Source organism: Erythrobacter sp. JB1-4 (genome assembly GCF_057365025.1).
Map to the genome: position 1 here is coordinate 3,524,937 of NZ_CP200292.1, position 11,395 is coordinate 3,536,331.

Here is an 11,395-nt window from a genome sequence, read left to right on the forward strand (position 1 = left end):
CCAGCCCCTTAAGCCGAGAGCTCAGCCCCCGCAACCGCCGCAGCCTCCGCCGCCGCAGCCGCTGCCACCATCGCCGCCGTCACCACCGAAACCGCCACCTTCGCCTCCGCCGCTGCCTGTTTGGCGCGCGGCGTGCACGGGCTCCCACGGTGTGCCGACCAGAACGCCTGTTCCGAAGAGCGCCACCGCAAAGCCAGCCTCACTTGCCTGGGGTGCGCGCCTGAGACGACTTGCATCTTCCTCCATCGCTTTGAGCGCCTCTTGGCCTGCCATGGTGCGTTTAGTGCCGGTTGCAAAGCGGATCAGGCCGCAAATCAAGGTAATGACCAATAGCACGGTCAAAAACCCCGTCGGCTCACCCAATGCAGCGCCCGCTTGTTGGCGGTAGAAACCGATCACGAGCAAGGCAATGTAGGGAAGCACGGAGAGAAAGCGCAGCTTTAGGCGCTCGCCCTGATCCATCAGAAGGCCGCGCTGGATTAGGTCAGCCTCAATTTGCTGTGCATGATCCTTGAGCGTCTTTTTGACGTGACCGATTTTGAGCGCACCGACCTCGCGCAGGATAGCGCTGCTTGCAGGGGTGGTTTCTACGCCCGCGTTGGCGACGCGCAAACGGCCTTTGCCAGCGTCTTCTAGCCCGCCCTTGGTGAACAAGTCGGTGAGAAGCGCGTTCGCATGCTGAGTGGTTCCGCCCGAGAGCACGGCGGTCTCTTCTATGCCGTCGACCGATCCGCGCCTGCCTTGGGGCCGCAGATTGGCCGGGATCCAGAGGCCAGCAACGATACTGGTTGCGAGCATGACGCAGTAAAAGACGAGAAAGTCGCCGCCCGAATAAGAACCGAAGATTTCCATCAGAATATTGCTCCCATCACAACCGCGATCGCCACACCGAGCGCGATCCACCCAAACGCGCCGAACAAAGCGACCCTTTTATCAAGGATGATAACATCATTTGGGTTAACGCGAAGGCCTTTGGGATCAACGCCAAAGCGGCGACCTGCCGAGGGCCAGATATCGGCGGGCGGCGGCTCACCGAAAGCCTCCTCGTAAGAGCGGAAAGTCTGGGCATATTGGTCATAGTAGCGGGCGCGCTCAACCTGTCCGCCAGCGGTGGGGCCGTGGTGGAGGTCCATGCCTAGCACTTGCGGGCAGAACTCGCCCCAATAGTCGCGGCTGAAGGTGAGGTGGAGGTGCCAGACTTGATCCACCGCATCGGAAGGTGTGACTTCGTGTCCGGCGGTGCAGGCGAGATAGCAAAAGCGTTTGTATTCGTTGATGATCCGCTGCGCGAAGGCAAGTGACCAGCGGTTTTCACGGGCAAGGCGAGCGGCAAAGGAGAAGTCTGCACCCTCAATGCCTATTTCGTAGGCCTCGAGGCGATCCCAAAGCTCGGTGTTGGTCGCTGATCCTAGGTCGGCCATATGCCTATTGGTCGGCGAAATGCTCGCCGATGACAAGTTTTTCGCTGTCCCATTCGATCACGGCCTGCTTGGTCATGGGGACCATGATGGTCTTCATCCCCTTCTCAGGAGGCGGATCGAGGGTGATTTCGATGATGTCGGTCGCGCCGTAGTTTTGGACGGCTGCGACCGTGCCGATCATGCGGCCAGTGTCGGTGTGCACAGCAAGGCCGATAAGGTCGGCGTGGTAGTATTCGTCCTCGGCGAGATCGGGCAGTTCTTCGCGCGGGACGCTGAGCGTGGTGCCTCGAAGTTTCTCAGCCGCATTGCGTCCTTGTACTTCGGCAAACCGCGCAATCGCCCCGCCTTTGTTGTCGGATCGGATCTTTTTGAGGGTAAGCTCGCCTGAATTGAAGCTCTCATGGGCTTTGAGAGCATCAAGCCCCTCGCCCAGCAGTTTTAGCCGCACCTCGCCAGCCACACCATGCGCGCCGGTGACGGCGGCAAGGACAATGGGTTCGTCTGAGCTCATTGAACGAACTCCGTTCGCCCTGAGCCCGTCGAAGGGCGCGCGCGATGGCTCGCCTGTGCTTCGACAAGCCCAGCACGAACGGTGTTCATCATGGGAAGCTTAGTCTTCCGACTTTTCTTCGGTCGATTCCTCGGCAGGTGCAGCCTCAGCGGCGGCCTCAGCTGCAGCTTCCTCAGCGGGCGCTTCTTCAACCGGTGCGTCGGTCACGGCTTCTTCAGCTGCTTTCGCTGCTTCTTCGGCCTCTTTCAGCTTCTCAGCTTTCTCTTCAGCGCGCTCGACGGCTTTCTCGCCGGGTTTGCCTTTGTTGGGGTTGTTGCGGGCTTCACGCTCAAGGATGCCAGCTTTGTCGAGGAAGCGGTGCACACGGTCCGAAGGCTTCGCGCCGACGGAAAGCCAATGACGCGCACGGTCTTCGTTGAGCTTTACGCGCTCAGGATTGTCCTTGGCGAGCAGCGGGTTGTAGGTGCCGATTTGCTCAAGGTATTTACCGTCGCGTGGGCTACGCGAGTCAGAGACGACGATGCGGTAGTAAGGACGCTTTTTAGCGCCACCGCGCGAAAGACGGATTGCAACTGCCATTAGAGATTACCTTTCAAGTGTAACTGTCTGTATTTATTAAATTCGTGAACTATTTCTTTTTCGGACCGCCAAGGCCGGGGAGACCGGGAGGAAGGCCTCCCATACCGCCACCGGGACCACCCATGCCGGGAGGGAGACCACCGGGGCCGCCCATTCCAGGAGGCATTCCGCCGCCTCCGCCACCAAACATGGCAGCTAGGCTCTTGAGGCCGCCCATTTTCTTCAATTGCTTCATCGCCTTGGACATTTCCTGATGCATTTTCAGAAGCTTGTTCACGGTCTGCACATCGGTACCAGAGCCAGCGGCCACACGCTTTTTGCGTTTCGCGTTCATAAGGCCGGGCGAAGCACGCTCTTTCGGCGTCATTGAGCCAATGATCGCGTCCATATGGACCAGCACCTTGTCGTCCATATTGGACGCCGCCAGAGCTTGCTTGGCCTTCTTCATGCCCGGCATCATGCCAGCGAGCATGCCGAGACCACCCATATTCTGCATTTGCTTCAACTGCATACGCAGGTCGTTGAGGTCGAACTTGCCCTTCTCAAAGTTCTCAGCAAGCTGAGCGGCTTCTTCCTCTTTGATAGTCGCTGCCGCCTTTTCGACAAGGCTGACCACATCGCCCATGCCAAGAATGCGGTCGGCGACGGAGGCTGGGCGGAAGGTCTCGATCGCGTCGAGTTTCTCGCCGGTGCCTGCAAATTTGATCGGCTTGCCTGTGACAGCGCGCATGGAAAGCGCTGCACCGCCGCGCGCGTCGCCGTCCATCCGGGTGAGCACCACGCCGGTAAGCGGGACTTCGCCGGAGAAGCTTTGCGCAACGTTCACCGCGTCTTGGCCAGTGAGGCTGTCGACCACGAGCAGCACTTCAGTCGGCGCTGAGACTTGGCTCACCGCCTTCATCTCGGCCATCAGCGCTTCGTCAACGTGCAAGCGGCCTGCGGTATCGAGCAGGAGAACGTCGAAGTTCTGAAGCTTTGCGGCTCCCATCGCGCGCCGGGCAATGTCGACCGGCTGCTGACCTTCGACTATCGGCAGTGTCGCAACATCGACCTGCTCGCCGAGAACCTTCAGCTGTTCTTGTGCCGCTGGACGGTTGACGTCCAATGAGGCCATCATGGCCTTCTTGCCGTGGCGCTCGCGGATCAGCTTGCCAAGTTTCGCGGTTGTGGTGGTTTTACCAGATCCTTGCAGGCCGACCATCATGATGACGACCGGAGGCGCAGCGTTGAAGTTCAGCTCTTCGCCAGCGCCTACTTCATCGCCCTCACCCGTGAGCATGGCGACAAGCTCATCATGGACGATCTTGACGACTTGCTGGCCCGGAGTGACCGATTTGAGGACTTCGGAGCCCACGGCCTTCTCAGTGACGGCGTCGATGAAGCGGCGCGCAACCGGAAGCGCCACGTCAGCTTCAAGCAAGGCAACACGCACTTCGCGCATTGCATCGCGCACGTCTTGTTCTTTAAGCGCGCCGCGACCTTTGAGCTTGTCAAAGACGCCGCCTAAGCGATCGGACAAATTGTCAAACATCTTCAACTACTCCTCTCAAGCAACACGATGCCGCCTGATAAACGCGAAAAACGCCGGCGGACGAAACCTCGTCGGCCAGCGTGCGGAAATCCTCGACAGATAACCGGCTTTTGTAATCCTTCAGTCCATCGTGCCGATTTTCGGTTCTGGGCGGAAGCGAAAATGGTCGGGGGTGAGAACCGGAGCGGAGCGACCGTAAAGGTCGTGAGCACCGGAAGCACGAAACCCGGCCATTTGCAGCCCGTCCAGGGCCGAAAGGCGGTACGATGGTGGAGCCTAGCGGGATCGAACCGCTGACCTCAACACTGCCAGTGTTGCGCTCTCCCAGCTGAGCTAAGGCCCCGTATCATCGTGTTGTCGACCTCGTTTCCGAGGCCATCCCTCACTTCCGCAAGGGAGCGCCCCATTAGGACTGCCCCCCGCGAAACGCAAGAGTAAAATCAGCTATCGTCGCCGTCGCCGTCGTCGTCTTTAGCAGCGGTCACGCCAAGGTCATCGTCACCACCAAGGTCTACGTCCTGGTCAGCTGATGCTTCAGCGTCATCGATGTTCTCGATGTCTTTGAGTTCATCATCCTCATCATCGGCAGCAAGGTCAGTGTCAGCCTCGCCCTTCTTCGCCTTTTCAGGATCGTCGATTGGAATAGGTTGCTTGGATTTGAGAACTGGCTCTGGATACCACTGGTGGCCATTTGGGCTGGTCACAGGGTTGTCATTGCCAAGATCATAAAAGCGTTCGCCAGTTTCCGGGCAAGTGCGCTTGGTTCCCCATTCGGGTTTGGGCATTGGGTCAGGTCCTTATCTGGTCCTGCACAATAAGGCAGGGAGCAAATTGAAAAGGTCAGTTGGGTTCAGTCTGCGCAGGAATCAAGAGGCCGATCAAGTGCATTCGAATTCCAGCGTTGATTTGATCGGGGCGCGCCTTGCCATAGCGCCAACGCGCTGTCAAAGACCCGCCCCTATGCCAAGCCACATTTTCACCTCTTCTGCCCCTTTGAAAGGCCGCCTGCGGGTCCCTGGCGATAAGTCGATCAGCCATAGATCGCTTATGTTTGCAGGCCTTGCCGTGGGCGAATCTCGCATCACCGGTCTGCTCGAAGGCGAGGACGTGCTGGCGACCGCTGCGGCTATGCGGCAATTGGGCGCGCAGATTGAGCGCCTTGATGATGGAACTTGGATCGCCCACGGGGTTGGCCTTGGAAGCCTGGTCGAGCCACGGCAAGCGCTCGATATGGGCAATTCGGGGACGTCGACGCGGTTGATGATGGGGCTTTTGGCCAGTCACCAGCTGAAAGCCACCTTCATAGGTGACGCGAGCCTTTCAGGACGCCCGATGAACCGGGTAATCACGCCGCTTTCGCAAATGGGGGCATCGTTTGAAGCATCGAGTGGAGGCACCCTCCCCCTGATGCTGCACGGAGCGTTTCCCGCGGTGCCCATCACCTACCGCCTGCCCGTGGCGAGCGCTCAGGTGAAGAGCGCGGTGCTTCTGGCAGGACTCAACACCCCCGGCATCACCCGCGTGATCGAGCCAGTGGCGACCCGCGACCACACCGAGCGTATGCTGACAGGCTTTGGCGCGAAACTCGAAGTGGGTGAGGAAGATGGAGAGCGCCTGATTGCGATCCACGGCGAAGCAGATCTCAAGCCGATGAACGTGGAAGTCCCCGGAGACCCCTCCTCCGCTGCTTTCTTCCTCGTGGCTGCAAGCATTGTCCCGGGCAGCGACCTTGTGATCGAAAATGTGGGCCTGAACCCAACGCGCGCTGGCATTGTAACGGTTCTGGGGCAAATGGGCGCGGACATTGAAGAATTGGACCGGCGCGACGTTGGCGGCGAGCCCGTGGCAGACCTTCGCGTGCGTTATGCTCCTTTAACCGGCATCGAGGTAGACCCCGAGATCGTGCCCAGCATGGTGGATGAGTTCCCCGTGCTCTTTGTCGCAGCGGCCTTTGCGCAAGGCACAACGGTCTGCACCGGCCTTGAAGAGCTGCGTGTCAAGGAAAGCGACCGCATCGCCGTTATGGCGGCGGCACTCACCGCAGCTGGAGCCGACGTAGAAGAGCAAGAAGACGGTCTCACCATCCAAGGGACCGCCGGGGAGCCACTAAAGGGCACTTCCAACGCGCCAATCGCTACACATTTGGACCACCGCATTGCGATGAGCATGGCCGTGGCGGGCCTTGCCAGCAAAGACGGGGTTGAAGTCGATGACACCGCACCGATTGCCACTAGCTTTCCAACCTTTGTGGAATTGCTGGAGCGATCAGCACAATGACCACTACGCTCGATATTTATTCCCTCATAGGCTTCGTCGGCACTGCCTGCATCATCGGGGCCTACGCCTATCTGACATGGGTGGATAAGCCCAACCCTTACATCCTCCACGGCACCAACCTTACCGGCGCTGCACTGCTCACAATCAGCCTCATCGTCCACACCAATTGGCCCAGCCTCGTGCTCGAAGGGTTTTGGGCAGCGATTGCGATCTTTGGGCTGGTGAAGGCGCTGCGGATGAGGCAAAAAAGCGCCAAGTGACAATCAATAGGTGGCTGGTTTCCTATGCCAATACTGAAGAGTGTTCATCGCAGGAAAGTCTTAACCCCCAACCATCACACTCTCGAGATGAACCGCTTTTGCACTTTACTAGTCGCGGCTTTGATGGCCTTCATACCCGCAAAAGCGTTGGCTCAAGATGTTGTGAACAATGACGCGGGTTCTCACACAATCTGCATATTGACACTTAGAATCTGGGTTCCCTCCCCCGAAGAAACCGCAAACATCCAAACTCAGCCGGTTCCGCAATCCTTTGCCGATGCCGCACGCGGGGGAGATTGCGGGCCAGGGATTTATTTTGGAGGTCTACTCGATTGGCATCTTGCCTTTGGAACGCCGGAAACGACAGCAGCGGCGCTTGCATTTTATCGGCAGCGCCCAGTCCAAAGGACAATTTCGGTAGAAGATTACCCCGTCCAGCTTGAAAAAGCGTGGAGGTCGTTGCTCAACACGCAGCCCATAAACAAGGGCGAAGTGGCACAAAAAACAAAAAGTCAAAGGCCATATACACTCATATCAAGGATCGCTGAGCTTAAGGCCTTAATCAGCGCAAGCGAAAGATATGACTACCTTTTAGAGCTGCACCAAAAAGCGGCGAGCTTTTATCAGACAACTCGCTTTTCGGTTGAGGCGGCGCCCTATTTACGTGCGGTAGAAGCGCGCAACGCACTTTTTAATGAGCACTTTGACGAGCTTCTCGAGGCAGGCATAACTGCGCCTCGCAATTGGGACAGCTTTAATGGGCGATCAACAACGCGCATTAATCCCTACAAAAGGGCCAGCCTACGATATCGCATTCACGGCGAAGATGCGGATTTTGATGCGCTGAGGCAAGACGCCATTGGACCGTATAGAAAGGCGATCTCAGAATTTTCAGATCTGGCATGGCAGCGCCCAGATACCGGCAATATCAGCGCCACACGATACGACGAACTCAAGAAGGCATATGATGCGGAGAGCAACTTTGCCGACTTTGCAGTTCAAATTCTATACGAGGATGTGATCTTGGACTTGTCGCGCCAGCTGCGAAGTGCTGATCCATACTGCAATGTCGACAATTTCAGCGAAGTTCAAATCTGGTTGAGGCATCTCGAACGCAAGGGCGATGATGAAGGCCAACCTATGCAGTACAGCCATCAGCTTCACACAGAAAATCACCGTGATAAGAGGCTCGAACTTCTTTTGGCAAAAGCTAAGTGTCAGATCTCGGGTTCAAAAAAGGCTATAGGAAAAGGCGAGATCCGGGAAGCGGACAAGAAGATTGCACGGGCTTTTGAAACTCTCGGTCAAGCGCGCCAACTTGTACAAGCCGACGAAAGCCCTGCACGTTTTTCGCAAATAGCCAAGGCGTACTTGGACACCGCGAAATTTTGCCGCAGTCTCGAAGGGGAAAAGCAATTGGACGGGGTCTCGATGACTGAATGCAGTTTTGACATCGACCGCCGGCTTGAGACCTATTTCAAAGTCAATCTGGATGCGCTGGACACCATTGCAACAGCTGCTAGATCGCCGCAATGATTATCGCAGTCGATGGCCCCACCGCCTCTGGCAAAGGCACCATTGCCAAGCGGCTTGCCGCCCACTTCGGCGTGCCTTGCCTCGATACCGGCCTCCTTTACCGTGCAGTTGGGCGTCAGGTTGTGATCAATGGTGGCGATCCGGACAATTCTGCTGATGCACTCGCCGCGTGTGACTTTCCCGGCGAACTGCTGGAAGACGACATCCTGCGCACCGAAGCCTCAGGCAGTAACGCAAGCCGCGTCTCGATCCACCCTGAAGTGCGCGAGGCCCTATTTAAACGGCAGCGCGCTTTTGCTGAACAACCAGGCGGTGCGGTGCTTGACGGTCGGGACATTGGCACGGTCATCGCGCCTGATGCTGACATCAAACTCTTTATCACGGCCAGCGTCCAATCGCGCGCGCGCCGCAGGTGGCTCGAGATGGTGGAGAAGAAGCTCGACCACGAAGAGGAAATTCCGCTCTCGGAGATCGAGAAGGACGTGGTCGCCCGTGATGCCCGCGACATAAACCGAAAGGACGCGCCTTTGAAGGCCGCGCCTGACGCGCTGGTCATCGACACCACTACCTTCGACCGCGAACAGGCGTTTGAGCTGGTTTTAGAGGCCGTCGAAGAGGCCCTTAAAGGCCGCTAGATCTTTCCTACTCGAGGCACACTGGGGCAAAACCAAGGGCATGATGAAATGCCACTCACCCGCCTTGAAAGACCAGCAGAAAACGGAAGTTGACACTTCAAACGCGCAAATGACGCCTACCCGCCTGTTTCCGCATCAAAATCGCCTTGACCAAACTTTGCAAAACGCCCCGGTTCAATGTCTCACCGCAGGCACCCCCACCAACGCAAATCGCTTGCAATCACCGCCCTTTCGGTCTAGGCGCGCGCCCGTTCAACACATCGATAACGGTGAAGAGAACCTCCACCTAGGCATTCGGCCTGGTGGAGACGTACGGCCTCTTGCCCTGCTAGCCCTCACAATGGTGTGTGGGAGGCAGATTAAGACCCCGGAAGAGCTAACACTCGAAACCGGTGGCCGGTAGCAAACAAAACCAAGGATTAGCCACGCTTTATGGCAACCTCACCTAACCCAACGCGCGACGATTTCGAAGCGCTCCTTAACGAACAACTCGGCGGCGCCGGCGACCAGGGCTTTGAAGGCCGCGTCGTCATGGGCACGATCACTGCCATCGAAGCAGGTCACGCCGTTATCGACGTAGGTCTCAAGTCAGAAGGCCGCGTGAACCTTAAAGAATTCAGCCGCGGCGATGAGCCACACGGCCTCGAAGTCGGCGGCGAAGTCGAAGTGTACGTCGACCGCGTCGAAAACGCAGACGGCGAAGCCATGCTCAGCCGCGACCGCGCACGCCGCGAAGCTGCTTGGGACAAGCTCGAGAACGAGTTTGGCGAGGGCAAGCGCGTCGAAGGCCGCATCTTTGGCCGCGTCAAAGGTGGCTTCACGGTCGACCTCGACGGTGCCGTTGCTTTCCTTCCCGGTTCACAAGTCGACATCCGCCCCGTGCGCGACGTCGAGCCGCTGATGCAGATGGCTCAGCCGTTCCAAATCCTCAAGATGGACCGCCGCCGTGGCAACATCGTTGTATCGCGCCGTGCCGTGCTCGAAGAGACCCGCGCCGAACAGCGCAGCGAGCTCATCAGCGATCTGGCCGAAGGTCAGGTCATCGAGGGCGTGGTTAAGAACATCACCGATTACGGTGCGTTTGTTGACCTCGGCGGCATTGACGGCCTCCTCCACGTCACCGACATGAGCTACAAGCGCGTCAACCACCCGAGCGAAGTGATCGCCATTGGCGACACTGTGAAGGTGCAGATCGTGCGTATCAACTCCGATACACAGCGCATCAGCCTCGGCATGAAGCAGCTCGAAAGCGATCCATGGGACGGCGTTGCAGCGAAGTATCCAATTGGCGCCAAACTCACCGGCCACGTCACCAACATCACCGAGTATGGTGCTTTTGTTGAGCTCGAGGCGGGTATCGAGGGTCTTGTCCACGTCTCTGAAATGAGCTGGACCAAGAAGAACGTACACCCAGGCAAGATCGTCAGCACGTCTCAGGAAGTCGATGTGATGGTCCTCGAAGTCGACAGCGAGAAGCGTCGTATTTCGCTTGGCCTCAAGCAGGCTCAAGGCAACCCATGGGAAGACTTCGCAGAGAAGTTCCCAGTGGGCGCGGAAGTCACCGGCGAAGTCAAGAACGCGACCGAATTCGGTCTGTTCATCGGCCTCGACGGCGATGTGGACGGCATGGTTCACATGTCCGACATCGCGTGGGGCATCTCGGGCGAAGACGCTCTGGCACTTCACCGCAAGGGCGAAGAAGTCAAAGCCGTTGTTCTCGACGTTGACGTTGAGAAAGAGCGCATCAGCCTTGGCATGAAGCAACTTGAAAAGGTGCACCTACCGAAGCAGGCGCAGCCGCTGCTGGTTCGCTTCGCAAGGGTCAAACTGTCACTGTCAACGTACTCGAAGTTCGCGATGGCGGCCTCGAGGTTCAAGTTGGCGACGATGGCGCAACCGGCTTCATCAAGCGCAGCGACCTTGGCCGTGACCGCGACGAGCAGCGTCCAGACCGCTTCCAAGTTGGCAGCAAGATCGACGCAATGGTCACCGGTTTCGACCGCAGCAAAAAGCCAAACTTCTCAATCAAGGCGCGTCAAATCGCCGAAGAGAAAGAAGCAGTGCAACAGTTCGGTTCATCCGATTCAGGTGCATCACTCGGCGATATCCTTGGCGAAGCGCTCAAGGGCAAAGAAGACTAAGCCTTTTAGCCAATTGGCAAATCAAGAAGGCCCGCTTGCACATGGTGCAGGCGGGCCTTTTCTATTGAGGGAAGCCCCGCTAGATGTGGTCCTAAAGAGAAGGATCCCAATCACATGCTTGAAGTCCACCAATTCCCCTGCCTGTCCGACAATTACGGCTTCCTGCTGCACGATAGCGAGAGCGGCGAAACAGCGGCTATCGACACACCAGATGCAGCGGAATATCTCGATCAGGCGAAGGCTAAGGGTTGGACCATCACTCACATTTGGAACACCCACTGGCACCCTGACCATGCTGGCGGGAATGGCGAGATTGTGGAGGCAACGGGAGCCAAAATCATCGCACCGCAAGAGGTGGAGAAGCTGTCGAAGATCGATCAAGTGGCAGCGCATGGCGATACGGTCACTTTGGGCAAGCATACCGCGCATGTGATTGATGTGTCTGGTCACACCAATGGCCATATTGCTTTCCACCTACCAGACAGCGGTATCGCGTTTGTTGGT

Annotated in this window: 11 protein-coding genes, 1 tRNA gene and 1 pseudogene; 6 read left to right on the top strand and 7 right to left on the bottom strand. The window is 57.7% G+C overall.

The genetic code is table 11. The features are described 5' to 3' along the window. Positions 1-21: 21 nt before the first annotated feature. From AC0V61_RS16565 to AC0V61_RS16595, 7 genes are all read right to left on the bottom strand, one after another. The gene (locus AC0V61_RS16565; protein ID WP_486159383.1) at positions 22-852 is read right to left on the bottom strand and encodes a TIGR04222 domain-containing membrane protein; all 831 of its coding nucleotides are present in this window, start codon (positions 850-852) and stop codon (positions 22-24) included. Then, positions 852-1,421: a glycine-rich domain-containing protein gene (locus tag AC0V61_RS16570; RefSeq protein ID WP_486159385.1), complete on the bottom strand. Its 570-nt coding sequence runs from the start codon at positions 1,419-1,421 to the stop codon at positions 852-854. Before AC0V61_RS16570 ends, AC0V61_RS16565 begins: the two co-directional genes overlap by 1 nt. Before the next feature lie 4 nt (positions 1,422-1,425). Beyond that, complete coding sequence (gene rimM, locus AC0V61_RS16575; RefSeq protein WP_486159387.1) at positions 1,426-1,932, bottom strand: ribosome maturation factor RimM; 507 nt, start codon at positions 1,930-1,932, stop codon at positions 1,426-1,428. 99 nt (positions 1,933-2,031) lie between these two features. Next, complete coding sequence (rpsP, locus tag AC0V61_RS16580) at positions 2,032-2,511, bottom strand: 30S ribosomal protein S16 (protein ID WP_486159389.1); 480 nt, start codon at positions 2,509-2,511, stop codon at positions 2,032-2,034. 49 nt (positions 2,512-2,560) lie between these two features. Then, positions 2,561-4,042 carry a signal recognition particle protein gene (gene ffh / locus AC0V61_RS16585; RefSeq protein WP_486159391.1) on the bottom strand — a complete coding sequence of 494 codons (1,482 nt, stop codon included), beginning with the start codon at positions 4,040-4,042 and terminating at the stop codon, positions 2,561-2,563. 267 nt (positions 4,043-4,309) lie between these two features. Next, positions 4,310-4,385, bottom strand: a tRNA-Ala gene (locus AC0V61_RS16590). Positions 4,386-4,482: 97 nt separating this feature from the next. Continuing rightward, entirely contained in the window at positions 4,483-4,827 is a 345-nt protein-coding gene (locus AC0V61_RS16595) for a TIGR02300 family protein (RefSeq protein WP_486159393.1), read from the bottom strand. Between the two features lie 175 nt (positions 4,828-5,002). On the opposite strand from AC0V61_RS16595, the gene aroA reads away from it, so the two are divergent. From aroA to AC0V61_RS16625, 6 genes and pseudogenes are all read left to right on the top strand, one after another. Further along, positions 5,003-6,319: a 3-phosphoshikimate 1-carboxyvinyltransferase gene (gene aroA / locus AC0V61_RS16600; RefSeq protein WP_486159395.1), complete on the top strand. Its 1,317-nt coding sequence runs from the start codon at positions 5,003-5,005 to the stop codon at positions 6,317-6,319. Continuing rightward, a complete protein-coding gene (locus tag AC0V61_RS16605; RefSeq protein ID WP_486159397.1) occupies positions 6,316-6,579 on the top strand; it encodes a CBU_0592 family membrane protein in 264 nt (87 codons plus the stop codon). The genes aroA and AC0V61_RS16605 overlap by 4 nt, the downstream gene beginning before the upstream one ends. Positions 6,580-6,603: 24 nt before the next feature. Beyond that, the gene (locus tag AC0V61_RS16610; protein ID WP_486159399.1) at positions 6,604-8,115 is read left to right on the top strand and encodes a hypothetical protein; all 1,512 of its coding nucleotides are present in this window, start codon (positions 6,604-6,606) and stop codon (positions 8,113-8,115) included. Further along, positions 8,112-8,750: a (d)CMP kinase gene (gene cmk, locus AC0V61_RS16615; RefSeq protein ID WP_486159401.1), complete on the top strand. Its 639-nt coding sequence runs from the start codon at positions 8,112-8,114 to the stop codon at positions 8,748-8,750. The genes AC0V61_RS16610 and cmk overlap by 4 nt, the downstream gene beginning before the upstream one ends. A gap of 432 nt (positions 8,751-9,182) precedes the next feature. After that, positions 9,183-10,811 (top strand): annotated as a pseudogene (locus AC0V61_RS16620) (30S ribosomal protein S1); the annotation flags it as partial. A gap of 194 nt (positions 10,812-11,005) precedes the next feature. Beyond that, the coding region (locus AC0V61_RS16625) for an MBL fold metallo-hydrolase (RefSeq protein WP_486159403.1) at positions 11,006-11,395 on the top strand (390 nt) is incomplete at its 3' end.

What these genes read in the sequence shown, in the direction of transcription:
- ffh (WP_486159391.1), bottom strand. Translation starts at nt 4,042, where the DNA reads ATGTTTGACAATTTGTCCGATCGCTTAGGCGGCGTCTTTGACAAGCTC.
- AC0V61_RS16565 (WP_486159383.1), bottom strand. Translation starts at nt 852, where the DNA reads ATGGAAATCTTCGGTTCTTATTCGGGCGGCGACTTTCTCGTCTTTTAC.
- rimM (WP_486159387.1), bottom strand. Translation starts at nt 1,932, where the DNA reads ATGAGCTCAGACGAACCCATTGTCCTTGCCGCCGTCACCGGCGCGCAT.
- rpsP (WP_486159389.1), bottom strand. Translation starts at nt 2,511, where the DNA reads ATGGCAGTTGCAATCCGTCTTTCGCGCGGTGGCGCTAAAAAGCGTCCT.
- AC0V61_RS16595 (WP_486159393.1), bottom strand. Translation starts at nt 4,827, where the DNA reads ATGCCCAAACCCGAATGGGGAACCAAGCGCACTTGCCCGGAAACTGGC.
- AC0V61_RS16605 (WP_486159397.1), top strand. Translation starts at nt 6,316, where the DNA reads ATGACCACTACGCTCGATATTTATTCCCTCATAGGCTTCGTCGGCACT.
- aroA (WP_486159395.1), top strand. Translation starts at nt 5,003, where the DNA reads ATGCCAAGCCACATTTTCACCTCTTCTGCCCCTTTGAAAGGCCGCCTG.
- cmk (WP_486159401.1), top strand. Translation starts at nt 8,112, where the DNA reads ATGATTATCGCAGTCGATGGCCCCACCGCCTCTGGCAAAGGCACCATT.
- AC0V61_RS16610 (WP_486159399.1), top strand. Translation starts at nt 6,604, where the DNA reads ATGCCAATACTGAAGAGTGTTCATCGCAGGAAAGTCTTAACCCCCAAC.
- AC0V61_RS16570 (WP_486159385.1), bottom strand. Translation starts at nt 1,421, where the DNA reads ATGGCCGACCTAGGATCAGCGACCAACACCGAGCTTTGGGATCGCCTC.